This is a genomic window from Acinetobacter sp. 25-47-122 (assembly GCF_056779695.1).
In genome coordinates this window covers 152,730-177,755 of record NZ_JBWYIJ010000001.1, presented here as the reverse complement: position 1 = coordinate 177,755, position 25,026 = coordinate 152,730, and the positions used below count along the sequence as shown (strand labels likewise).

At 38.5% G+C, this 25,026-nt stretch carries 24 protein-coding genes and 1 other RNA gene; 12 read left to right on the top strand and 13 right to left on the bottom strand.

Annotated elements, in window-relative coordinates:
• The first annotated feature begins 7 nt into the window (after positions 1-7).
• The 5 genes from odhB to AC1M9P_RS00755 all read left to right on the top strand — a co-directional run bounded on the left by odhB (position 8) and on the right by AC1M9P_RS00755 (position 5,516).
• On the top strand, positions 8-1,228 hold the full coding sequence (odhB, locus tag AC1M9P_RS00775) for a 2-oxoglutarate dehydrogenase complex dihydrolipoyllysine-residue succinyltransferase (protein WP_035268505.1): 1,221 nt from the start codon (positions 8-10) through the stop codon (positions 1,226-1,228).
• A 60-nt stretch (positions 1,229-1,288) separates the two neighbouring features.
• On the top strand, positions 1,289-2,722 hold the full coding sequence (gene lpdA / locus AC1M9P_RS00770; protein WP_035268502.1) for a dihydrolipoyl dehydrogenase: 1,434 nt from the start codon (positions 1,289-1,291) through the stop codon (positions 2,720-2,722).
• Between the two features lie 167 nt (positions 2,723-2,889).
• On the top strand, positions 2,890-4,056 hold the full coding sequence (gene sucC, locus AC1M9P_RS00765) for an ADP-forming succinate--CoA ligase subunit beta (protein WP_035268500.1): 1,167 nt from the start codon (positions 2,890-2,892) through the stop codon (positions 4,054-4,056).
• Positions 4,057-4,068: 12 nt separating this feature from the next.
• Positions 4,069-4,959: a succinate--CoA ligase subunit alpha gene (sucD, locus tag AC1M9P_RS00760; RefSeq protein ID WP_035268498.1), complete on the top strand. Its 891-nt coding sequence runs from the start codon at positions 4,069-4,071 to the stop codon at positions 4,957-4,959.
• Positions 4,960-5,036: 77 nt separating this feature from the next.
• A complete protein-coding gene (locus AC1M9P_RS00755) occupies positions 5,037-5,516 on the top strand; it encodes a hypothetical protein (protein ID WP_481586475.1) in 480 nt (159 codons plus the stop codon).
• A 4-nt stretch (positions 5,517-5,520) separates the two neighbouring features.
• Here the strand turns inward: AC1M9P_RS00755 and rsmD are convergent, their stop codons facing one another.
• Positions 5,521-6,072, bottom strand: a complete 552-nt coding sequence (gene rsmD / locus AC1M9P_RS00750; protein ID WP_035268497.1) for a 16S rRNA (guanine(966)-N(2))-methyltransferase RsmD — start codon at positions 6,070-6,072, stop codon at positions 5,521-5,523.
• Positions 6,073-8,172, bottom strand: coding sequence for a penicillin-binding protein 2 (gene mrdA, locus AC1M9P_RS00745; protein WP_481586474.1), 2,100 nt, complete (start codon positions 8,170-8,172; stop codon positions 6,073-6,075).
• A gap of 236 nt (positions 8,173-8,408) precedes the next feature.
• Here mrdA and AC1M9P_RS00740 point away from each other — a divergent pair, with 236 nt between their 5' ends.
• From AC1M9P_RS00740 to AC1M9P_RS00725, 4 genes are all read left to right on the top strand, one after another.
• Entirely contained in the window at positions 8,409-8,924 is a 516-nt protein-coding gene (locus AC1M9P_RS00740; protein WP_481586473.1) for a hypothetical protein, read from the top strand.
• Positions 8,925-8,988: 64 nt separating this feature from the next.
• Positions 8,989-10,305: a hypothetical protein gene (locus tag AC1M9P_RS00735; RefSeq protein ID WP_481586472.1), complete on the top strand. Its 1,317-nt coding sequence runs from the start codon at positions 8,989-8,991 to the stop codon at positions 10,303-10,305.
• Positions 10,306-10,380: 75 nt separating this feature from the next.
• Positions 10,381-11,040, top strand: coding sequence for an adenylate kinase (gene adk, locus AC1M9P_RS00730; RefSeq protein ID WP_035268488.1), 660 nt, complete (start codon positions 10,381-10,383; stop codon positions 11,038-11,040).
• Between the two features lie 75 nt (positions 11,041-11,115).
• A complete protein-coding gene (locus tag AC1M9P_RS00725; protein WP_171076785.1) occupies positions 11,116-11,268 on the top strand; it encodes a hypothetical protein in 153 nt (50 codons plus the stop codon).
• Here the strand turns inward: AC1M9P_RS00725 and nth are convergent.
• Positions 11,265-11,966 (bottom strand): endonuclease III, encoded by a 702-nt coding sequence (nth, locus tag AC1M9P_RS00720; RefSeq protein WP_481586471.1) that lies wholly within the window; start codon positions 11,964-11,966, stop codon positions 11,265-11,267. The two genes, AC1M9P_RS00725 and nth, sit on opposite strands and share 4 nt — an antisense overlap.
• A complete protein-coding gene (locus AC1M9P_RS00715; protein WP_035268482.1) occupies positions 11,967-12,758 on the bottom strand; it encodes an RnfABCDGE type electron transport complex subunit B in 792 nt (263 codons plus the stop codon).
• Positions 12,759-13,094: 336 nt separating this feature from the next.
• On the opposite strand from AC1M9P_RS00715, the gene gdhA reads away from it, so the two are divergent.
• Positions 13,095-14,438 carry an NADP-specific glutamate dehydrogenase gene (gene gdhA / locus AC1M9P_RS00710; RefSeq protein ID WP_481586470.1) on the top strand — a complete coding sequence of 448 codons (1,344 nt, stop codon included), beginning with the start codon at positions 13,095-13,097 and terminating at the stop codon, positions 14,436-14,438.
• 51 nt (positions 14,439-14,489) lie between these two features.
• Here the strand turns inward: gdhA and AC1M9P_RS00705 are convergent, their stop codons facing one another.
• The 5 genes from AC1M9P_RS00705 to AC1M9P_RS00685 form a co-directional block, all read right to left on the bottom strand.
• On the bottom strand, positions 14,490-15,266 hold the full coding sequence (locus AC1M9P_RS00705; protein WP_481586469.1) for a DUF4377 domain-containing protein: 777 nt from the start codon (positions 15,264-15,266) through the stop codon (positions 14,490-14,492).
• A gap of 153 nt (positions 15,267-15,419) precedes the next feature.
• Positions 15,420-16,196 carry a DODA-type extradiol aromatic ring-opening family dioxygenase gene (locus tag AC1M9P_RS00700; protein WP_481586468.1) on the bottom strand — a complete coding sequence of 259 codons (777 nt, stop codon included), beginning with the start codon at positions 16,194-16,196 and terminating at the stop codon, positions 15,420-15,422.
• Positions 16,197-16,296: 100 nt separating this feature from the next.
• Positions 16,297-16,779 (bottom strand): 23S rRNA (pseudouridine(1915)-N(3))-methyltransferase RlmH, encoded by a 483-nt coding sequence (rlmH, locus tag AC1M9P_RS00695; protein WP_035268469.1) that lies wholly within the window; start codon positions 16,777-16,779, stop codon positions 16,297-16,299.
• Positions 16,780-16,934: 155 nt separating this feature from the next.
• The gene (gene lon, locus AC1M9P_RS00690; RefSeq protein ID WP_035269773.1) at positions 16,935-19,361 is read right to left on the bottom strand and encodes an endopeptidase La; all 2,427 of its coding nucleotides are present in this window, start codon (positions 19,359-19,361) and stop codon (positions 16,935-16,937) included.
• A 116-nt stretch (positions 19,362-19,477) separates the two neighbouring features.
• Positions 19,478-20,092 carry a 5-formyltetrahydrofolate cyclo-ligase gene (locus AC1M9P_RS00685; RefSeq protein WP_481586467.1) on the bottom strand — a complete coding sequence of 205 codons (615 nt, stop codon included), beginning with the start codon at positions 20,090-20,092 and terminating at the stop codon, positions 19,478-19,480.
• A 223-nt stretch (positions 20,093-20,315) separates the two neighbouring features.
• On the opposite strand from AC1M9P_RS00685, the gene AC1M9P_RS00680 reads away from it, so the two are divergent.
• Complete coding sequence (locus AC1M9P_RS00680; protein ID WP_481586466.1) at positions 20,316-21,572, top strand: putative solute-binding protein; 1,257 nt, start codon at positions 20,316-20,318, stop codon at positions 21,570-21,572.
• 253 nt (positions 21,573-21,825) lie between these two features.
• Here the strand turns inward: AC1M9P_RS00680 and AC1M9P_RS00675 are convergent, their stop codons facing one another.
• The 4 genes from AC1M9P_RS00675 to AC1M9P_RS00660 all read right to left on the bottom strand — a co-directional run bounded on the left by AC1M9P_RS00675 (position 21,826) and on the right by AC1M9P_RS00660 (position 24,325).
• Entirely contained in the window at positions 21,826-22,800 is a 975-nt protein-coding gene (locus AC1M9P_RS00675; protein ID WP_481586465.1) for a hypothetical protein, read from the bottom strand.
• A gap of 401 nt (positions 22,801-23,201) precedes the next feature.
• Positions 23,202-23,385: non-coding RNA, 6S RNA (ssrS, locus tag AC1M9P_RS00670), on the bottom strand.
• A gap of 101 nt (positions 23,386-23,486) precedes the next feature.
• Entirely contained in the window at positions 23,487-23,771 is a 285-nt protein-coding gene (locus AC1M9P_RS00665) for a cell division protein ZapA (protein ID WP_180027932.1), read from the bottom strand.
• A 2-nt stretch (positions 23,772-23,773) separates the two neighbouring features.
• Entirely contained in the window at positions 23,774-24,325 is a 552-nt protein-coding gene (locus tag AC1M9P_RS00660; RefSeq protein WP_481586464.1) for a hypothetical protein, read from the bottom strand.
• Between the two features lie 65 nt (positions 24,326-24,390).
• On the opposite strand from AC1M9P_RS00660, the gene AC1M9P_RS00655 reads away from it, so the two are divergent.
• Complete coding sequence (locus AC1M9P_RS00655) at positions 24,391-25,011, top strand: UPF0149 family protein (RefSeq protein WP_481586463.1); 621 nt, start codon at positions 24,391-24,393, stop codon at positions 25,009-25,011.
• Positions 25,012-25,026 lie beyond the last annotated feature (15 nt).

Sequence of the window (25,026 nt, the reverse complement as noted above, 5' to 3'; positions counted from 1 at the left end):
CTTAAGAATGGCAACCGAAATTAAAGCACCGGTATTCCCAGAGTCAGTTGCAGACGGAACAATTGCAACTTGGCACAAACAACCAGGTGAAGCGGTATCACGTGATGAAGTGATCTGTGATATCGAAACGGATAAAGTTGTACTTGAAGTTGTTGCTCCTGCAGATGGTACGATTGCAAATATCATTAAAGGCGAAGGCGACACAGTTCTTTCTGATGAAGTAATTGCTACATTTGAAGCAGGTGCTGTTTCTGGTGCTTCTCAAACTCAAGCTGTTCAATCTGAAGAGAAAGTTGAACAAGCTGCGGCTGCTACAGAAGCGGGTGCTGCTCCGGTTGTTGAACGTGCTCAAGCTCCTGTTCAAGACCAAGCTCCAGCTGTTCGTAAGGCATTAACTGAAACTGGTATCAATGCATCAGAAGTTTCAGGTACAGGTCGTGGTGGCCGTATCACTAAAGAAGATGTGGCGAATCACCAATCTAAACCTGCTGCTCCTGCTGCTGCACCATTAAGCGTAGCTGTAGGTGAGCGTATTGAAAAACGTGTTCCTATGACACGTCTTCGTAAGCGTGTGGCTGAGCGTTTACTTGCTGCAACGCAAGAAACAGCAATGTTAACGACGTTCAACGAAGTCAACATGAAGCCAATCATGGACATGCGCGCTCAGTACAAAGATGCTTTTGAAAAGCGTCATGGTGCTCGTTTAGGCTTTATGTCATTCTTTGTTAAAGCTGCAACTGAAGCACTTAAACGCTACCCAGCTGTAAATGCTTCAATTGATGGTGATGATATCGTTTATCACGGTTACTATGACATCGGTGTAGCGGTATCTTCTGACCGTGGTTTAGTAGTTCCAGTATTACGTGATACTGATCGCATGAACTATGCTGAAGTAGAAAATGGTATTCGTGATTACGCATTCAAAGCACGTGATGGTAAGCTCGGCATTGAAGATATGACAGGTGGTACATTCACGATCACTAATGGTGGTACTTTCGGTTCATTGCTTTCAACACCAATTTTAAATACGCCACAAACTGCAATTTTGGGTATGCATAAAATCCAAGAGCGTCCAATGGCGGTAAATGGTCAAGTTGAAATCTTACCAATGATGTATTTAGCGCTTTCTTATGACCACCGTTTAATTGATGGTAAAGAAGCAGTAGGTTTCCTTGTAACAATCAAAGAATTGTTAGAAGAACCAGCTAAACTTATCCTTGATCTTTAATTCTAAAGAATAAATCCATGGGCTTAGAGCGATCCTCTAGGCCCATTTTTGGAGAGAAGAATGTCTCAACAATTTGATTTAGTAGTAATCGGCGGTGGTCCAGGTGGTTATGAAGCTGCTATTCGTGCAGCACAACTGGGTTTCAAAGTTGCATGTATTGAAAAGCGTATTCATAAAGGAAAACCATCTTTAGGTGGTACTTGCTTGAACGTGGGTTGTATCCCATCTAAAGCACTTTTAGACTCTTCACATCGTTATGAAGATACTGTTCATCATTTAGATGATCATGGTATTACAACGGGCGAAGTGAAATTCGATCTTCAAAAGTTACTTGCTCGTAAAGATAAAATCGTCAACCAACTTACAATGGGTATCGATGGCCTATTGAAAGGTAACGGTATTGAATGGTTGCAGGGTACAGGTAAATTATTAGCTGGTAAAAAAGTTGAGTTTGTTCCACATGAAGGTGAAACTCAAATTTTAGAACCTAAATATGTCATTCTTGCCTCTGGTTCTGTTCCTGTAAATATTCCTGTTGCTCCTGTAGATCAAGATCTTATCGTTGATTCTACCGGTGCGCTTGAATTCCAAGAAGTACCTAAACGTTTAGGTGTAATTGGTGCAGGTGTAATTGGTCTTGAACTAGGATCAGTATGGCGTCGTTTGGGTGCAGAGGTTGTTGTTTTTGAAGCAATGGATGCATTTTTACCAATGGCTGATAAAGCTTTGGCTAAAGATTACCAAAAAGTATTAACGAAGCAAGGTCTTGATATTCGTGTTGGCGCAAAAGTAGCTGGTACAGAAATCAATGGTCGTGAAGTGACAGTTAAGTACACTCAAGGTGGCGAAGACAAAACTCAGACTTTCGACAAATTGATCGTTTGCGTGGGTCGTAAAGCGTATGCAGAAGGTTTATTAGCAGAAGATTCTGGCATTAAACTTACTGAACGTGGTTTGGTTGAAGTAAATGATTGGTGTGCAACTTCTGTTGAAGGTGTATATGCAATTGGTGACTTAGTACGTGGTCCAATGCTTGCACATAAAGCAATGGAAGAAGGCGTAATGGCTGTTGAACGTATTCATGGTCACGCAGCTCAAGTGAACTATGACACGATTATTTCTGTGATCTATACACACCCTGAAGCGGCGTGGGTTGGTTTAACAGAAGAACAAGCGAAAGAAAAAGGTCACGAAGTTAAAACAGGTCAATTTGGTTTCGCAGCGAATGGTCGTGCGATGGCAGCAGGAGAAAACGCTGGTTTCGTGAAATTTGTTGCTGACGCTAAAACGGATCGTTTGCTTGGTATGCACGTGATTGGACCTGCTGCGTCTGATATCGTTCACCAAGGTATGATCGCACTTGAATTTGTATCAAGCGTTGAAGATCTTCAATTAATGACATTTGGTCACCCAACATTCTCTGAAGTAGTTCATGAAGCTGCGTTAGCAGTAGATGGGCGAGCGATTCACGCGATTCAGCGTAAACGTAAATAACACAAAAAAGAGCGGCTGAGGCCGCTCTTTTTGCATTTGGTGGTTGTTTTTGTTTGAATAATCATCTAAAACTAGAATACTAAATTTAATAAATGCCAATATTTATTGCGAAGGAAGTTTAAATATTGGTGTGTCATAAAAAGTGAAAAGTAGTAAAAGGTAAAACAATGAATTTACACGAGTATCAGGCGAAATCGCTGTTAAAAAAATATGGTATGCCAGTTCAGGAAGGCATCATCGCTACAAATGCAGAGGAAGCAGTAAAAGCATTTGAACAGCTAGGCGGCAAATTCGCTGTTATGAAAGCACAAGTACATGCCGGTGGGCGTGGAAAAGCTGGCGGCGTTAAAGTCGTTAAGTCAGCTGATGAAGCAAAAGAATATGCTTCGCAAATTATTGGTACTCGTTTAGTTACATATCAAACGGATGCAAATGGGCAACCAGTTAACAGTGTACTCGTTGCAGAAGATGTCTATCCAGTTGAGCGTGAATTGTATTTAGGCGCAGTTGTTGATCGTTCATCACGTCGTATTACTTTCATGGCTTCTACTGAAGGTGGTGTCGAAATTGAAAAAGTCGCTGAAGAAACTCCAGAAAAAATTATTAAAGTTGAAGTAGATCCATTGGTTGGCTTACTTCCTTTCCAAGCTCGTGAAGTCGCTTTTGCTTTAGAGCTGAAAGATAAACAGATTAATCAATTTGTTAAAATTATGTCTGCAGCTTATCAAGCGTTCGTAGAAAATGATTTCGCATTGTTTGAAATTAATCCATTGTCAGTCCGTGAAAATGGTGAAATTTTGTGTGTTGATGCCAAGGTCGGTATTGATTCGAATGCTTTATATCGTTTGCCAGAAGTTTCTGCTTTAAGAGATAAATCGCAAGAAAATGAGCGTGAGCTCAAGGCATCTGAGTTTGACCTTAACTATGTTGCTTTAGAAGGTAATATTGGTTGTATGGTGAATGGAGCAGGTCTTGCAATGGCAACCATGGACATCATTAAACTCTATGGTGGTCAACCAGCAAACTTCTTGGATGTAGGTGGTGGCGCAACCAAAGAGCGTGTAATTGAAGCATTCAAGATCATTTTAGCGGATCAGTCAGTACAAGGTGTGCTGATCAATATCTTCGGTGGTATTGTGCGTTGTGACATGATTGCTGAAGCAATTATTGCAGCGGTTCAAGAAGTAAATGTAACAGTGCCTGTTGTTGTTCGCTTAGAAGGGAATAATGCAGAACTAGGTGCAAAATTACTTGATGAATCTGGTCTTAAACTAATTTCTGCAAACGGCTTATCTGATGCCGCAGAAAAAATTGTTGCTGCAGTAAAAGCATAAGGAGTATCAATCATGAGCGTATTAATTAATAAAGACACTAAAGTATTGGTACAGGGCTTTACGGGTAAAAATGGTACATTCCACTCAGAACAAGCTTTGGCTTATGGTACTAAGGTTGTGGGTGGTGTGACTCCAGGTAAAGGCGGTCAAACTCATTTAAATCTACCTGTATTCAATACAATGAAAGATGCAGTGAAAGAGACTGGTGCTGATGCATCGGTCATTTACGTTCCTGCACCATTTGTATTGGATTCTATCGTTGAAGCAGTTGACTCTGGCGTTGGACTGATTGTTGTTATCACTGAAGGTGTACCAACCATTGATATGCTGAAAGCGAAACGCTATCTAGAAACCAATGGAAATGGCACTCGCTTAGTGGGTCCAAACTGTCCAGGTGTTATCACGCCGGGTGAATGTAAGATTGGTATTATGCCAGGACATATTCATCAGCCAGGACGAATCGGTATTATTTCGCGTTCTGGTACGTTGACCTATGAAGCTGTTGCACAAACTACGAAGTTAGGATTAGGTCAATCAACGTGTATTGGTATTGGTGGAGATCCAATCCCTGGTATGAATCAGATTGATGCTTTGAAACTGTTCCAAGATGATCCAGACACAGATGCAATTATTATGATTGGTGAGATTGGTGGTACAGCTGAAGAAGAAGCGGCAGAATATATCCAATCAAATGTGACCAAACCCGTTGTTGGTTATATTGCTGGTGTGACTGCACCGAAAGGTAAGCGAATGGGTCATGCTGGTGCTATTATTTCAGGTGGTAAAGGCACGGCAGAAGAAAAATTCGCTGCGTTTGAACGTGCTGGAATGGCATATACACGTAGCCCAGCTGAACTTGGTTCAACGATGCTAGAAGTACTTAAAGAAAAAGGTCTAGCTTAATGCTTTAAGTAAAAAAGCCTCCTGAGTGGAGGCTTTTTTTCATGCATAATAATAAGATATAGAAACGTAAAATTAATATGATTCAAAATTTAAAACTTTATTTACAAGCTTTGATGTTTTTTTCAATTTCTGCTGTTCACGCGAATTCCTTGGATCATGATGAAAATACGAATGATCAAAATCTCATTTTTAATTTTTTTGAAGCTCAGCAAGAACTTCACTATGAGCCTGCCATAGAAGATTTAAATAGTGAACAGACCAAGATTGCAGAATTAAATGAGAAAGAATATTCGAGATTTAATGTATTGACGCATTCAATTTTTCAATCCGAACGTATTCAATTTTTTAATTTCACGGCTTTTGATCGGAATGAATTGAAGAATAAACTTGATACAGGTCATTTTGACTTATCAAATCTGGAACAATTAAGCATTACGTTTGGATATGGTGTTGAGTATTTGCTGAAACAGAATCAAACGATAGGGTACGAGTTTTTATCCTCGTTTCCCTACGATCGAGGCAGATTGATTCGGATTTTTTGGAATCAGACGTTTTAAATGTCTAATCTATTTTTCGATAAAGGCCTGATTTAACTGTTCCAGCTTTGGTTTCTTTTATGAGGTGCCATGAAGAAGGTAGATTAAGTGATGACAATGGTTGATCGGCTTCGACATAAATAAATGCATCTGCTTTGAGTTTTGGGTCAATCAATGAAGCCAACTCCTCCCAAAGATTTAAACTATAGGGAGGATCTAAAAAAACTACATCGAATTGATTGTTTGAGAGTTGTTTTAGCGCGATTTGGGCAGTGCTTTGAATCAGTTTTGCATTATTCACATTTAAAAGCGCTAAGTTTGATTTTAAAAATTTATTTTGCTCTAAATTAGGTTCGATCATCGTGACATGAGCTGCCCCTCGAGATAGCGCTTCAAAACCTAATGCACCAGATCCAGCGCAAACATCTAGCACCTGCGCTTGTTGAATATCCCACATTAACCAATTAAATAAAGTTTCGCGTACACGATCTGGTGTTGGTCTTAAACCCTCAATAGTGGCAAAAGGTAATACACGGCGTTTCCATTCACCACCAATGATGCGGAGTTGATTTTTCATTTATTGACTCGTGTTACGTTGAGTGTCAGTGTTTGCATTCGTTGCATTCGTTGCATTCGTTGCATTCGTTGCATTCGTTGCATTCGTTGCATTCGTTGCATTCGTTGCATTCGTTGCACTGTTGCTGTTACGTGATGCTTGGAGTTCACGAGGAAGTGCATTCGGATCGGCTGACAAATTGGTAGATCCGCTAGGTAATTCACCAGGCTTAATGCCTGCTGTCATTAGGCCGCCACTGACAACATGATTCATCGGCTTTATTGGTTTACGATCACGATGGAGTAACCAATAATCTAATACAGGTCGTGCGAGTGCGGTTGCTCCTGAACCTCCACGACCATTTTCCCATATCACTGCAATCGCTATTTCTGGGTTGTCGGCAGGGGCGAAGCCTACAAATAAGCCGTGATCGAGTTGACGTTCAGTTAATAAAGCTTCGTTATACTTTTTACCTTGCGCAATACTCTTGACCTGAGCGGTACCTGTTTTACCCGCAATTTGATATTGCAGTCCACCACGAATACCTTTACCTGTTCCAGATTGGATCACATCCACCATGGCATCACGCATCTTTATCCAATCTTCATCAGTACCATTGAAGGCAATTTTATAATCTGGTGCATTGTGAACTTTGAATTGCTTTGTTCCTTTGGTTTCACGCAATACGTGCGGTGTAACATGGGCGCCATGATTTGCTGTAATTGCAGTTGCCATCGCGAGTTGTAAAGGGGTAGAAGTGAATGCACCTTGCCCAATACTGACTGAGATTGTTTCACCTTTGAGCCATTTAGAATTGCGAGTACGCATTTTCCATTCTGGCGAAGGATACAAGCCTGTACTTTCGCTAGGAAGGTCTACACCCGTTTTCTCACCAAATCCAAACTGACGCATCCATGTGTTCATACGATCGATCCCCATCTGGTAAGAAAGAACGTAATAGTAAGTATCACAAGAGACAACAATGGATTTGTGCATATTGACTACACCATGACCCGTTTTTTTCCAGTCGCGGAATTTGTGAGAGTCTCCTGGTAAGTGGAAATAACCTGGATCTGAAATAGCAGTTGACCAATCGACAATACCGTAGTGAATACCCCCTAATGCAGCCATAGGCTTAATGGTAGAACCTGGTGGATAAGTCCCTTGAACTGCTCGGTTATAAAGTGGTTGATCTAAATTGTCACGAAGGGCACTGTAGTCCGTATGACTGATACCGGTTACGAATAAATTTGGGTTGAAACTCGGACTTGAAACGAGCGCTAAAATTTCACCTGTACGTGGATCCATTGCAACAATTGCACCACGACGCCCCGCAAGTTGCTCAGCAGCTACGGTTTGGAGACCATAATCAAGTGATAAATAGAGGTCATTACCGCGTACAGAATCTTTACGCCCTAATTTCCGTAAGACATTACCGAAAGCATCTGTCTCAATAGATTCAAAGCCAGGTGAGCCATGCAACAGGTCTTCATAAAATTTTTCTACACCAATTTTACCGATCAGATTTGTACCTGCGTAAGCATCTTTATCAATGCTTTTGAGTTCTTTATCGTTAATACGACCGACATACCCAATAACATGGGCAAATAATTCACCATGTGGGTAATAACGCGTCATTTGGGTTTCAATAGAAACACCAGGAAATTTAAACTTTACTTCGCTAAATTTGGCGATATCTGTTTCAGTTAAGTTTAGTTTAAGCGTTACACGTTCAGTCTTTTTTGCGGTTTTCACACGACTCATGAAGCGTTCGATGTCTTCTTCGCTCAAGTCAATAATCTTTCTAAGGCGTTCTACCGTATCTTCAATATCAGGTACATCCGCTTTACTTAATGTAGCCGTAAAAACTGGATAATTGTCAGCCAGTAGAATGCCGTTACGATCAAAAATATAACCGCGGGCAGGGGAAATCGGTTGTAAACGAATTCGGTTTTTGTCCGATGCATCTTTAAACTGGTCGTAATGCACAATTTGCAGATACGCATATCGAGACAATAGAACAAGTAAAAAAAAGATTACCACGCAAATAGCAAACACCACTCGACTGCGAAAAATTCGCTTTTCTTGTTGTACATTCTTCAGTGGGAACTGCTGCTTCATAGATCTTTACTTTTTTGCGGGTAAAAGCTGACTTTATATCAAAGTATTTTAACTCAGATTGACTATAAAATTTGAAAAATTCATAAATAGTTCGTATGTTATAAAAATTAAAATTTGACCAAATAGACACTAATTTTAAAGCTTGTTGTATATAAGAACGAAAATTATTCTGTTAAAGTCGAAGCACTATGGATGAATAATAATATTGTTCTCAGTTTGAGAGAATGGAGAAAATAATGAGAAAAATCGTTTCCTTTGCTGTCATGATGTGGGTAGGGAATTTAGCATACGCAGATTTTTCATCGTTTTATCCTGAAGCAAAATTGAAACCAGAACAATTTTCTAAAATAAATGTGGGTGCTGGTGTTACACAACGGTTAGCGCATGGGAATTTAGAATACGTCACTCCATACGGTATTGGATACGGAAAGCTTGGCGCTTTCTTAAATGACGACCACGATGTGGGTGCTCAAGTCGGTTTTCGTTACCCAATAATTCTCGGAACTAAGGACTTAAATGGATTTTATTTAGGTGCATTTGCTGGTCATCTAAAATCAAAAACAGTCAATGGTGAAAAGGAATCTCAACTCGGTGGTGGTATAGATTTATCTTATGTCATGCTGAATAAAGAAAGAATTAGTACATTTAGTGTAGGGATAAAAGCAGGAGAGGAAATCACGCAAGGAAACCAAGTGATTTTTGAAACTAAACCAGAACTACAGTTTTCCTACACCTTAAGTGTAGGATTTTAGAAAGCTTTATGGTTTTATACCTCAAGTTCGACTGCAATTAGATATATGAATATGAGAGTCATGAATGTTTGGATATGTGAGTGATTTGTGGCAAGCCTTCGTCAATCGACCTGATTTTTATGCAGTACTGAGTATTATCCCAGTAACCGCATTTGTGACTTGGGCTCACGTCTGGATGGCACTCAAAATGGTGTTTTATCCAATTAAGTTTTGGGGTTTTCACTTAGGTCCGCTTCCGGTGGGATGGCAAGGAATTGTTCCACGTAAGGCAGGACGTATATCGGGTATTATTACCGACAATACACTATCAAAACTTGGCTCCTTACGAGAGTTCTTAGATGCGATGGATCCCGAGGATACTGCTCGTATCATTGGTGAACAGGTTGGCTTCGAGTTAGAGCACTTAATTGATGAAGTGATGATGGATCGCAATGCGGTTCTATGGGAAAACTTACCTTACTCAATCAAGCGACGTATTTATGCGCAAGCACATAAGCAACTTCCAAATGTTTTGAAAGAGCTCGTAACCGAATTAACTTTAAATGTTGAGTCGCTCGTGGATATGCGTGCGATGGTAGTGAGTCAAATGGAAGGCGACCGTCAATTGATGGTCAATATGTTCCTAAAAGTGGGCCAAAAAGAAATTAATTTCATTTGGCATATCAGTGCATTAATTGGTATGTTCTTCGGTATCTTCCAAATGATCGTTTGGTTTGTCGTGCCTTGGCATTGGACCGTACCATTCTGGGCAGCAATTTGGGGCTTTTTAACGAATTGGATTGCAATTTGGATGGTATTTAATCCAGTTGAGCCACATTATATTCGTTATCCACAATTCTTTGAGTTAACTCAAGATCGTAAATTCCCTTGGATAAAACCTGTTATTCCACGCATTGGTTCTTATAATATTCAAGGTGCGTTTATGAAGCGCCAAGAAGAAGTATCAGATGTATTTGCCCGTGTAGTGACTGAAGATTTGATTACATTGAAATCTATTATGATGGAAATGATGTATGGTGGAAAAAAAGACAAAACACGCCGTATTGTCAAACGTCATATCAATGAAATCATGGAAACACCATTGGTTCGTACATCATTACAGCTATCTTTAGGTCCAAAAGAGTATGCAAAACTCAAGACAGACTTGATCGATCGCTCAATTGAAATTACGATGGTGCCTGTATGCGACCCAGCTTTTAATGCGAGCCGCGCACAGAAAATCTATCAAATGTTTAAAGAACGTATCCGTGAATTAACGCCGCGCGAGTTTCAAAATCTATTACGTCCTGCATTCCAGGAAGACGAATGGATCTTAATTGTGCTAGGTGGGGTAACAGGTTTCTTCGCGGGTCTGATTCATTTATTTGTGGCTTTCTTATAAATAGATGCTGGATTGGTGCCTACCAAAGACATTAACCAAGTATCGTCGATATAGTTAAAATGAGGATGTTTATTTATGCGCATTATATTACTCGGACCACCTGGAGCAGGTAAAGGTACTCAAGCTCAGTTGATCTGCAAGCGCTACAATGTCCCACAAATTTCAACCGGTGATATGCTCCGTGCTGCAATTCGTGAAGGAACTGAACTCGGTCTACAGGCAAAATCTGTAATGGACAATGGTGGTCTAGTTTCTGACGAACTGATTATTGGTCTGGTTAAAGAGCGTATTGCACAACCAGATTGTGCAAATGGTTGTATCTTTGATGGTTTCCCTCGTACGATTCCTCAAGCTGAAGCTTTGGAAAAAGAAGGCATTGATATTGATCACGTGATCGAAATTGATGTGCCTGATGAAGAAATCGTTAAACGCTTATCGGGTCGTCGCCAACATCCAGCATCAGGTCGTGTTTATCATATCGTCTACAACCCACCAAAAGTGGAAGGCAAAGATGATGAAACTGGTGAAGATTTAGTTCAGCGTCCAGATGACCAAGAAGAAACAATTCGTAAGCGCTTAGGTTCGTATCATACTGAAACTGAACAGTTGGTTGGCTTTTACCAAGGGCGTGCAGCTTCAGGTGAAAATGCGCCAACGTATGATAAGTTGAATGGACTTCGTCCTATTGAAGAAGTTCAAAAAGAACTTTTTGCAATTTTAGATCAAACTAAATAACCATTATTCAGCTTTGACAAAAAAGAAGCCCTAAGTCATATTAGGGCTTCTTTTTTATGATGTGAAGGTAAACAAGTGCAAAATATTGCCATTATTTTATTGATGCTTGCATGCTTGGCAGTATTGTCTTTTTTGGTATTTATAAGTTTTAAATTACTTCGCGATAGTCAAAAACAGATGAAATTAGATAAAGAGAAAAAAGATCAAAAAAAATCTCTTGATCGTTAAACCTGTTTTAAATCGATCTGTCTTGTCGCTCCATATTCGAAACGTTCAGGCCAGTTGCACACATCACTCACAACACACTCATTGCACTTTGGCCTCCGCGCAATACAGCAATAACGTCCATGTAAAATTAACCAATGATGAGCGTCTACAATAAACTCTTTTGGAATCACTTTAACTAGACGGTGTTCAACTTCGAGTACATTTTTTCCTACCGCAAGTCCAGTACGATTACCTAATCGAAAGATGTGGGTATCAACGGCCATGGTTGGTTGACCAAAAGCGGTATTTAATACCACATTTGCAGTTTTTCGACCTACGCCCGGAAGTGCTTCTAAATCAGCACGGTTGTGAGGAACAATACTGTTGTGTTGTTTAATCAATATTTCACAAGCTTTGATGACATTTTCAGCTTTAGAGTTATAGAGACCTATTGTTTTAATATAAGATTTTAATCCTTCTACACCTAAGGCATAGATTGCTTCAGGTGTGTTTGCTACAGGGAAAAGCTTATCTGTGGCCTTATTTACGCTTACATCAGTGGCTTGTGCTGATAAGGTCACAGCAACTAACAACTCAAAGGGTGAAGAATAATTCAGCTCTGTTTTAGGGGTTGGGCGTTGAGCTCTTAATCTTTCAAAAAAAATTTGAATTTGCTTTTTTGTCATGTTTTTTACAGTTTTAGGTGTTTTAACGTTCATTTAAACACCCTCAATTGAATTGAGTTTTTCATATAAAGTATTGAGTTGCTCTTGCTTATCGACACTCTCACGTACAGCAAGTTGTTTTTCAAGCTTTTTAATTTGTGTACGTAATTTGGCAAGTTCGATTGTAGATTTTGCATCTAATGTCTTATGAAGCGCTGTTTTTTTTATCGTTTGAATAGTAGGTACTGATTGTAATTGTTTTGAAAACTGAGCAAAAAGCGCAGTATCAATTTCAGCTTTAACGACAGGACCTTTGCGATGAAGACTGCGATTTTCCTCACGTTGAATATGAGCATAATAACGATTTCTAAGATCATTTTGTTCTAGGAAGCGGGCTTGCTGATTTGGTATGGGCTGTAAATCTTCAACAAGATCGATACAGTCAACTGGACAAGGTGGTATACATAATTCGCATCCAGTACAAAGATCAGTTAACACAGTATGCATTAACTTTCCTGATCCAATGATGGCATCTACAGGGCAAGCACTGATGCATTTAGTGCAACCAATACACTCGTCTTCACGTATGATCGCTTTCATACGCTGTGGGCGACCATCAGATTGAATTGGCCAAACGCTTTCTTCAGCTTTAAGCTTAGGGCGATTCAGTAAGTGAGCAATTGCGTCAGCAACAGGTTGACCGCCAGGGACACATTTATTCGCGTCTTCTCCTTCTACAATAGCTTTAGCATAAGGTAAACAACCATCACGGTGGCCACATAGACCACATTGGGTTTGAGGTAGGAAAGCATCAACTTGTTGTATCAATGAGATTTGTGCGTGCATGTACGTTAAAACTTAATCAAGCGAAAAGGAGATCATAGGTGCGAAATATGAATGATTTTAACATGATTAGTGTTAGTTTGGGGTGCGCTGTTATGGGTCATTTATCGCGCAATAAAAGCGCCGAATAAGCATTAATCCATAATTAAAAGTAATGAATTTGATAATTTAAAATTATTAAATACTATAATTAAGTAATTGAAATTAAAAAAATATTAAAAAAAATTATGAAAACTATTGTACAGTGCCTGTAAAAGATATTTAATACTTTGCGCCAAAACTTATCAATATATTGAAATTTTGACCAATTTTGATCCATTTTCTGCTGAGGATTAAGCGTTGAAATACAACAGCCTTAACGACTTCCTAGACTACGTTAAAACACGTGATGCACATCAACCAGAATTTCTTCAAGCTGTTGAAGAGGTGATGACAAGCTTATGGCCTTTTATTGAAAAGAACCCTAAGTATGCAGCTCATGGTTTATTAGAACGTTTAGTTGAACCTGAACGTGCGATTCAATTCCGCGTTTCTTGGGTTGATGATCAAGGTCAAACACACGTTAACCGTGCGTTCCGTGTTCAGTACAACTCAGCAATTGGTCCATTCAAAGGTGGTATGCGTTTCCACCCTTCAGTGAACCTTTCAATCCTAAAATTCTTAGGTTTTGAACAGACTTTCAAAAATGCGTTAACTACACTACCAATGGGTGGTGGTAAAGGTGGTTCTGATTTTGACCCTAAAGGTAAATCAGAAGGCGAAATCATGCGTTTCTGCCAAGCACTCATGATCGAGTTATACCGTCACTTAGGTTCTGACACAGATATTCCTGCGGGTGATATTGGTGTTGGTGGCCGCGAAGTTGGTTACATGGCTGGTATGATGAAGAAGCTCAGCAATGACACTTCATGCGTGTTTACAGGTAAGGGTTTAACTTTTGGTGGTTCACTAGCGCGCCCTGAAGCAACTGGTTACGGCACAGTGTATTTCGCTGAGGAAATGCTTAAGACTCGTAACGACAGTTTCAAAGACAAGGTAGTTACAATCTCTGGTTCGGGTAACGTTGCACAGTTTGCTGCTGACAAAGCAATGTATTTGGGCGCAAAAGTTGTTTCACTTTCAGATTCAGCTGGTACTGTATACATTAAAGACGGTTTAACTCCTGAGCTTTTAGCTGAAGTAATGGAGCTTAAAAACGTTCAACGTGGTCGTATCTCTGAGTTTGCAGCGAAGCATGGTTTTGAATATCTTGAAGGGCAACGTCCTTGGGGTATTAAGTGTGATATCGCACTTCCATGTGCAACACAAAATGAATTAGATGCTGATGATGCGGATAAATTGCTTGCAAATGGTGTGATTTGCGTAGCTGAAGGTGCAAATATGCCTTCTACACTTGCAGCAGTTGAAAAATTCGTTGAAGCAAAAATTCTATATGCTCCAGGTAAGGCATCCAATGCAGGTGGTGTTGCAACTTCTGGTCTTGAAATGTCTCAAAATGCGCTTCGTTTAGGTTGGTCTTTCGAAGAAGTAGATGAGCGTTTACATGCAATCATGAAAGAAATTCACCGTAACTGCGTAAAATTCGGTACTCAAGAAGATGGTACTGTGAATTATGTAGATGGTGCGAACATTGCTGGTTTCGTAAAAGTTGCTGATGCGATGTTAGCTCAGGGTGTATTCTAAGAATATATTCAAAAATAAAAAAACCGAGGCTTAGCCTCGGTTTTTTATTCTTTATAAAGAACCTTTTACAGCTTCACGCTCTACAGCCATATCAAAAATATAAGCATACTTTGATTGATCTGCAGCAGGATTTTTAATTTCATAACGTTTTACACGAATGATTTGACGTTCATTCGGACTATGTGAAAAACCTTCAATTTGATCGTAGAATAAAGTCCAGTCTTTATCGACTTGCGTTTTAATACCACTATCGTTGTATTTTATTTCTCTGACTTGTAGACAAGTTTGGGGAGCTACACCAGTACATTGTTTAGTTTCTGGCGAAATTTCAAGAAATATGGTTTCACCTTGAGTTTTGTATTTGGTTTCAGGTGTCATTTTACCCGTGAAGATAATCTTTTCACCATTCGGCTGTACCAAAGTCAACGTTGGATTATCACGATCATTTAAATTAAGCACGAAAGGAACAGCAGCTTGGGAAAATAGATTTCCAGCAAAGCGTTCTTGTTCGGCAGCCAAACCATTACATCCCTTCATGGTAGATGCAAGTTGAGCAGCTACGATAGTATTGTTTTTTAGCTCAAACCCGCCAAATAAAGTATTGCAGCTCGTATGAATTGAAAGTTTTTTATCAGCGGTGAAGTTTAAAGTGATTGGTTGAGGCGCATTTTGTGGATTGGCTTGCCATTGGTATGCAGAGAGAGTTTGATCAGCATTTTGTTGTTGAAGCACAGACACAGCTAAATCCCCAGCTTTTTGTAGATCGGAAGTCTGACACGCAGCAAGTGTGATAGGCAAAATAGCCAAGGCAATTAATTTTAATTTCATAACAAGTTTTCTAAATTGTATTGATCAGAAGAAGGATAACGCAGGGCATCTAAAAAAATATGGATACATTCTGCACTTTTCAGTATCAAAATGTATCCATTGATCGATGATTAATTCGTGATGGTCATTTAAAAAATGATATTTTATTTTCTCTCAATCAAAGCGATAAATATCCATTCCTAAAGCACCCATGGTAAAACTACTATGTACAATGCTAAAACGATCACCAGTGCCCATAGAGAAAAATAAAGGTGCAAAGTGTTCTATCGTAGGGTGGTTACGATGAACATAAGGAATCGTATTCCACGCTAAAATAGCAGGATAATCCGAATGAGTGAGCTGCTGCACCACGTAGTTTCTAAAAGTTGATGCCCATTCTGGAACTTCACTCGTTTCACCATGCCAAGCAAGCTCTCTTAAATTATGAGTAATGCTTCCCGAGCCAATTAATAATATTTGCTGATCTCTTAATGGAGCGAGAGCTTGACCAATTTTAAATATCGCTTCAGCAGACATCGTCATGGGTAAAGAGATTTCGACTACGGGGATATCAGCTTCTGGATACATATGTAATAAAGGCATCCATACGCCATGATCACGAGGTCTTGTACTATTGGCATGTGCAGTAATTTGTGCCTCAGCGAATAAATTTAAAACTTGTTCAGCAACATCTGGAGCACCAGGGGCAGGATAGCGAATTTCATAAAGTGCATCTGGGAAACCTCGAAAATCGTGCCATGTTTCAGGTCTAGTCCCCGTACTTACTTCGAGTGCTTTGCTTTCCCAATGCGCAGACATGACGATTATCGCTCTAGGTTTGGGCAAATTGAGACTCAAGCGATGTAAAGCTGGACCAACCTGTTCAGGATTCAAAGCCAGCATTGGAGAGCCATGTGAGATGAATAAGCCAGGTAGCGTTTGAATAGTCATGAGGGTGGTTCCATTCTTAGATGTATGAGGTGATCATCGCAAATTTTAGAAGTCAGAATAACCATTTAAATTTGAACATCATGTTGCAAATTCGGAACGATTATCCAGCACGATGGTACGGATGGTTATGATTAATGCTCATGGCACGGTAAAGTTGTTCAATCAACAGAATGCGAACCATAGGGTGGGGTAGCGTTAATTTAGATAAAGACCAGTGCCAAGCAGCAGCTTTACGAACTGCATCAGAATGTCCATCAGGTCCACCAATCGCGAGCACAACATCATTCCCTTCAAGCATCCAACCTTTCATGGTTTCAGCTAATTTTTCTGTACTAAACTCTTTTCCTCCCACTTCAAGTGCAATTAAAAGTTCATTTCCTTTCAGTGCATTTAAAATGCTATCGCCTTCGATATTACGGTATTTTAAAATATCAGCTTCAGAGTCATTCTTTCCGCGTTTCGCCATAGGAAGCTCAACAATTTGAGTTTGTACAAAAGGTTGAATTCTTTTGAAATAATCTTCAAAACCAGTAAGAACCCATGCTGGCATTTTTTGACCAATGGTCAAGATACGAATTTTCATGAAAATGTGTCACTAGAAGTTTCACGATATTATACATTTCAAAGTGATGAATTTATAAATTCAAAAGTTAAAACATAATGGGTTGTTAATTTTGCATCCATTGACATCTTATAAAAAAGAGAGCCTAAGCTCTCTTTCTTCACTTAAAAGACCGATTAGTGTCGTGCAGATTTTGATTCGTCAACTGCTTTAACAATGGGTGTTTTGACTAATGGTTTGGGCATAGAGGTTAATGCTAGTGGTAAAATTTCATCAATTGATTTTACAACTTTGATATCTAAACCTTCTTTCACATTATCAGGAATTTCGACTAAATCGCGTGCATTTTCCTGTGGAATAAAGACCATTTTTACACCGCCACGATGTGCAGCCAGTAATTTTTCCTTTAAACCACCAATACGCATTGCACGGCCACTCAAGCTAGTTTCACCAGTCATTGCAATATCAGGTCGAATCGCAATGCCAGTAAACGCTGAAACTAATGCTGTCGTCAAAGCAAGACCAGCTGAAGGACCATCTTTAGGCGTAGCGCCTTCAGGTAAGTGCACGTGAATATCGGTTTCTTCAAAGCGAGTAGAATCGATACCCAAAGCATCAGCTCGTGTACGCACTACGGTCATCGCTGCAGTAATAGACTCCTTCATAACATCACCTAAAGAACCAGTGGTTACAAATTTGCCTTTACCTTTCATTGCTGCAACTTCAATTGTCAGTAGTTCACCACCAACTGAAGTCCAAGCTAGACCATTAACACGACCGACTTGAGCTTCTTCTTCCGCCATACCAAAATCGAATTTATGTGGCCCTAAGTAGTCAGGTAGATTTGCCGAATTAACTTCAATTTGAAGATTTTTCGCTTTTTTACTAACCGCTTCTTTAACCACTTTACGTGCAATTTTAGAGACTTCACGCTCTAAACTTCGAACACCAGCTTCACGTGTATAGCGTTGTACGATATCTCGGATTGCTTCTTCATGTACACTTAATTCCTTAGCGCGTAAGCCATTATTCTTGATTGCTTTAGGTACTAAGTAACGCTCAGCAATATTGATTTTCTCTTCCTCTGTATAACCAGGGAGCCGAATGACCTCCATACGATCTAACAAAGCTTCAGGGATATTCATACTGTTTGCAGTACAAATAAACATGACTTCAGATAAATCAAGATCAAGATCAAGATAGTGATCGTTGAATTTGTGATTCTGTGAAGGATCAAGTACTTCTAACAAGGCAGATGCAGGATCACCACGATGATCTTGAGCCATTTTGTCAATTTCATCGAGTAGGAATAAAGGGTTCTTTACACCAACTTTAGAAAGTGATTGCACAATCTTACCTGGCATCGCACCAATATAAGTTCTGCGATGTCCACGAATCTCAGCCTCATCACGAACACCACCAAGTGCCATTCGAACGAATTCGCGACCTGTTGCTTTAGCTACAGACTCACCTAATGAGGTTTTACCTACACCAGGAGGACCTACGAGACACAATACTGGTCCACGTAGTTTTTTTACACGTGACTGAACAGCAAGATATTCAACGATACGTTCTTTAACTTCATCCAAACCATAATGATCAGCATCAAGAATATCTTGAGCTTTAGCAAGATTAATACTTACTTTGCTTGCCTTATTCCATGGTGTATCTAAAATAGTTTCGATGTAATTACGAACTACGGCTGCTTCACTCGATGCAGGCTGCATTGCTTTGAGCTTACGGAATTCACCTTCTGCTTTTTTACGAACATGCTCAGGAAGATCCGCTTCAGCTAAGCGTTTTTCTATCTCAGCAATGTCATCTTCAGCACCGCCATTCATGTCAGAAAGTTCACGCTGAATAACTTTCATTTTTTCATTTAGAAAATATTCGCGCTGATTCTTTTCCATTTGACGTTTTACATTGTCATGTAAATTTTGCTCAATCTGTTGTTCTTCAGACTGTTGAAGCAAATAAGTCATTAACTCTTGTAAATGAGCTTCAAATTCATCGTGTTCGAGGAATTTTTGTTTCACTTCAATGTTTAACGGCACGCGTGTTGCGACGAAGAACATGAGTTGCAATAAATCATCGATTTTATTTGCAGCATTAATTAACTCACGCGCATTACGTAGTTTTGCTTCAGCGTATTGGCTGAAAAGACCACGTAATTCTTCGAGGCGAGTTTGTTGAGTTGCCGATTCCATACGGATCGTCATTGGGCTAAGGCTGTGCTCAGCTTCTAAATAATCGTTTTGATCGTAAATATTAATCAATTTAGAGCGATAAATACCCTCGATTAAAACCTTAATGCAGTTTTCATCGTTCTCATGATTTACGACTTGCACAATCTTCGCGACAGTACCGTATTGATATAAATTGTCGTGATCAATTTCTTCTGTAAGAGAATCTTGTTGAGCTACTACAAAAACTAAATTGTCACTGTTACGAGCTACATCAACTGCTTTAATCGATTTTTCACGGCCGACAAAAAGCGCAATTTGCATGTGGGGATAAACCACAACATCACGCAAAGCTAATAGCGGTAACACGCTAGGGGTCTGAAGTTCTAAGTTTTCTTCATTCATAATAATATCAGTCATGAGCACTCCTAATGAGTGACAACGGTGTTGCCATATTTTTATAGTGATGTGTAATTTAAAAAATACAAGGGTGAAAATCGATAAAATTCGATTTATTTCTACTAATCTTGATAAATTCAGTTGGATTTAGGGTGAATTAATATTCTTCGTTTGAATTTTAATCGTTTTCTAGGGGTGATTAACTCATCTAATGGCTGATCCCAAGGTTGGCGCTTTAAAGGATCTAAGATTAATTGAAAGTCATGCGCTAAACCGATGCGATAGGGTTGATTGCTCGCATGCTTTAACGTTCTATCATAAAAGCCACCTCCCATACCCATACGTGTTCCATGATAATCACAGGCTACTAGGGGCATCAATAGTAAATCAATTTGTTTTACATTTTGCCCCAATCTATGCATAGGCTCATACATGCCTAATTTATGTTTAGTAAAACGTTTATTTAGATATTGATGCTTTGAAATTGGAACCCATTTTAAAGTTGAATCAAGTCTGGATACTTTTGGGAGATAAACGACTTTATGCTTCGAAAAGCAATGCATGATTAGGATATGTGTTTGTATTTCACCGAATGCATCTAAATAAATCCCAATTTTTTGTGCAGATTTAAATTTAGAGTGAGATTGGATTTTTGACAAAACCTGAAAAGCAGAACGTCGTTGCGTAAAATTTGAGAGTTGTCTTCTACGAGAGCGTAGAGTTTTTCTTAAAAGTTGTGTTTGCAACTGCATTTCAAACTATACCAATCTAAGTGCATGTGTAAGGTAAGTAGTTTATCGATTTTTACTCAGGTTTAATCAACCTGATTTAAATATTTTCGATAGTATATTTTTCATTTACTCTAGGTGTAACAAATAAAAGATTAGGGTCAATTTAATTTTAAATTGAAGCCGATAAGCTGAACTCTATCGGATCAATTAAGGTCTGATCATAAAAAATAGAAAAGGGAAGATAATGAAAAATAAAAAATACGGTATTCTATTTAAAAAGAGCAAGCATGCTTATCGTATGGTTATGCTCACGACAGTAATTAGTCTTTCTGGTCTAATCACAAATCATGTAAATGCTCAAACTAGCTCTAAGTTGGATTTATCACTGTCCAGCCATTCTGTGAATAAAATAAAAAAACTACTGAATGATCCAAAAGTTTGGCAACAGATTCCGAAACAAGTCACCTTATGTGTGTATTCACCGAGCGGTGCTCATGGTGAAGCATTTGAGCAAGCGACGAGCTATATGAGTGAATTACCACGAATTGCTAAAGTTGCTCAAGATTTCGGCGTGCAAATGACTGTCAATCGTACGGCTAAGCTACAAATGCAGATAGATTTGAATTATCCAAAATTAAAGCAAAAAACATCCACTGAAGTTAATTTAAAAGTCTATACAGATGAACGGGTTTTAACTGAAGACTTTAGAAGTAAACGTTGTGATGGTGCTGGAATAAGTAATTTACGTGCCAAGCAATTCAACTCTTTTGTTGGAAGTATTGATGCAATAGGTGCAGTTCAAAACTATAAACAACTAACTAAAGTGATTCAGCTGTTAGCAAGACCTGAATTTGACTCGAAAATGGTCAATAAGGATTATGAGGTTGTTGGTATTGTGCCTTTAGGTGCTGCTTATATAATGGTAAATGATCGTAAAATTGATACTTTATCTAAAGCAGCTGGGAAAAAAGTCGCTGTAATGAGTTTTGACGCAACCCAAAAAAAATTAGTCCAAAATGTTGGTGCTCAACCAGTTACAGTGGATTTAACTTCGGTAGGCGGGAAATTCAACAATAAGGAAGTTGATATTATCGCAGCGCCTGCAATCTTATTTGAACCTTTAGAACTCTATCGTGGAATGACAAGCAAGGGCGAGGTACGAGGCGCAATTATTCGTTTTCCACTCGTTCAAGTAACGGGTACATTGATTATGCATCGAAATAAATTTCCTGCTGGAATGGGGCCTATAGCAAGGGAGATTATTTCCAAGCAATTAACACCGGCTTATAAATTTATTAATCAAACTGAATCTAAAATTGATCCTAAATTTTGGATGAATATAAGAGATGCTGAGAAACCTGGATATTTGAAAATTATGCGCGAAGCTAGAATTCAGATGACAAAAGAAGGGCATTATCATCCTGAAATGATGTCTATCCTTAAAAAGATACGATGTAGTGATGATCCTAAGAATTATGAGTGTGCGCTTCAAGATGAGTAACTAATAATCTAAAAAATAGATTGTTTTTATAATTTTAATCGGTTTTATTTGTTTTTAGCCATGCTTTAAATTACTCACATCTAGGTTAAAGAGTAAATGTGAGATGAAAATTTTTATCGCAGTAGTTACTTCTACTTTGTTGATGAGTGCATGCGCATATGATCCAGTGCATTATGAGCAGCTTAGAATGTCAGAGAACGCGCAACACATGAAATTAAATGGTTAAAAAAGCCCCCAGATGGGGGCTTTATGCCTATTTCTTTTTAACGATATCGCTCCAAGACACATTAGTTGGCACGCCTGAGTTAAAGCGAACTGATGCGGATGATGAATAATCTTTAGTTTGTTCAACGACAATCTTTTGATTGTACTCATCAATAATTTCTAACTTACCGCCTGCTTTCGGGTAAATTCTCCACGACTCTTTTTCGAATGGTTGAGTTACACTGAAGTTGAATGCATATGAAAAATTAGCATCTTTAGGTTGGCCAACGATTGTACCTTTACTTGACACACTTTGTAATTGATCATCAAAGAAACGGTATTCATAATCCTGTAGCCCCATATATTCCAATGTAGTGCTAGGGTTGTTTTTATCTACAATCTGGAATTTTAAAGGATCTTTTACAGAATAAATTGCGCCATTAGAACCAACTGTATCTTTTACAATTTTACCAGTGACTAAATATAGTTTAGATGTATCAGTCCACGGTGTATAAAGCGCATTATTAAACTCAACTGTGGTTGAGCTTAATGTTTCAGTAAGCGAAATAGATCCTCCTTTAAATGTTACGACTTCCTTGCCGAAACTAGTAGCACAAGAATCATTACCACTTTTTAGCTTGATTGTTTGAGTAGTTCCACTTTTAGTTAGGTCAGTACAAATTAAATTTCTAAAAATTGTAAATGCACTTGTTCCTTGATCTGTTAATTCAATTACTCTACCTGTACGAGTAATGGGTCCATCACCCAATGTTTCGCCAATCATGTGTCCTAATGCTTGATTAAATCGATCATCCATGACATTCAAAGATTCTGAAAAACCAAGCGTTTCTTTAAGTTTTGTTAAAAAATCCTTATCTTTAAAAGGTATAAATGTAGAGCTCACATCGCCTGGTTTAATATAATTATCATTTGGCGTGTCAAGCTTCGAGTCACTTCCACCACCACATGCACTTAGTAATGCAGCAATACTCGCAACCCCAGCCAATTTTGCTAATTTAGACATATTCTCTTCCTTTAAATATAAATCTATTCTCATTGTTTATAATGTTTGACTAATAATATAAAGTCTTTAAACAATAAGAAGACATTAAAATGAAATACTATTTGTGTAATTTCTATTATGGGGAATAATAATTTAAATTTTAGAAAAGTTACTAGGTCCTTATTAACCAAATTTACAAATAATATGTCAATTTTTTTATATTGTTAAATATATATAAAGTAATAGTTTTAAACAATTAAATAATATTGAGAGTTAAGTATATTTGTTTTAGATTAGTGTCTAATAAGTTGTTTATAGTGAAAATAATGTGATAAAAATCAAAAAATATTAATATTGATTATTAATTTGGGATAAAGCGCAAGGATGTTTATTCAAAAATAAGAAAAAAGAGAAAATAAAATAAAGACTCCGGAGATGCCGCTGCATGTGTCGTTACCCTGAACCCGACGAGTTCAAGGTGGACGCGACGTATACTTGCTGGGTTTCCCACTCGAGGTGGGCATACGCTCTAAATATACAGAACACAATCCATAAGTTTAAGTATCGGCAGGGGAATAGACCCGCTGGCGAACATCCCAGAGTTAAATTAAGTATAACGAAATGAGTGAGATTGGCAAACCTTGGTGTACCCATTATTTGCGTGATAATTCACTCAGTAAAACTGACTGTGCAAACTTAGATCAAATTTATACAGTTTTTTCAACGTCTTCCAAGATTGTTGCAAGTAAGCGTTCACAATGAGAATATTCTTGTAAGGATTTGTTCATTGTTAAAACTTCTTGCATAAGCTCTAAAGCCACCATGATAACGAGCTTATTGTGTTCTACGTTAGGTGCTTTTCTACGAAATTCTTGAAATTTCTCATTCAGCAAATCACCAGCACGTTGTAAATCATCTTTCCGATCTTGAGTGGTTGAAAGTCTAAATGTTTGTTCAATTAGTCTTAACTCGACTGTAACGACTTCAGACATAATTATGCTTCCTCATTTTGTTCAGCCGGATTTTCTAATTGTTGGATTTCTTGGGCATGATGATCTTGATCAGTACCTAAAATGGCTAAGCGTTGAATGATTTGCTCAACCTTAGTTTTAGCGAGTTCATTTTTTTTGATTAAACGTTGATTTTCAGCCTTCAATTCATCAATTTCTTTTTGAGCTTGACGTTGCTCAGCCAACATTTTTTCTTTAATGACTCTCAGCTCATTTCTTTCAGCCAAGATTTCCTGAAATCTATTTTTTAAATCAGTACAACTTTTTTCTAAACGACTATAACGTTCTGCTAAAGCAGTAGCATCTTGATTTAAAGTTTTATAAATACCATCTAATTGATTGTATTTGTCATTTAGACTTTCAATCTGTTCTTGCTTTTGAGTGATGATGGTATTTTTTTGAGCGGTTTGAATTTGATGAGTTTCCTGAAGTTCTTTCTGTTTAGCTTCAAGAGAACTATTCATTTGTTCGGTTTCGGACAAACGATGTTTAAGCGTGCCTAAATGCGTTTGTAAACGCTGTAATTGTTCTAACATAACGAGGTCGCGTAGTTTCGCAATCAAAGGTAATATATACAGAAGTATAGAGATTGGAAAAGCGAATGCAAGACGATATTTCAGGTTGGACAGATTGGAACCAACATTTCGGTTCAATTGAGGAAATTACTAGTCCAAGTGAGTTACATGGTTTACTTACAGGTATTGTTTGTGTAACTCAACCGCCATCTCATGAGGAGTGGTTACAAATTTTGTCTACATTGAATGTGCCTCAATTAGAACCTGCTGCACTTAATTTACTTGCTGAGGAATCTGAAGATGTTTCGCATGCTTTGTCAGAAGATGAATTAGATTATTTACCCATTTTGCCTGATGATGAACATTTATTGTCTGAGCGTGTTCAAGCTTTAGCAGATTGGTGTGCAGGAGTGGTATTAGGGTTTGGATTAGCGTCTGGGCATATTCGTGCTGATGAAGCTGAGTTGATTGAACACTTGCAAGATATTGCAGCAGTCGAGTTTGAAGATTCTGATAATGATGAAGAAGGTGAAATTAGCTATCAAGAACTTTATGAATTTGTTCGATTAATTCCAGTGAGTTTATCTGTTGGACGAACCAAGATTGCTGTTGAAGAAAGCTCATTACTGAAACATGTAAAACCAACAATTTCGAAAAAAAATGAGCAAAGTGTCGTTGAGATGTTTACACCTCATCGACCAAGTTGATTACATTTAATCAAG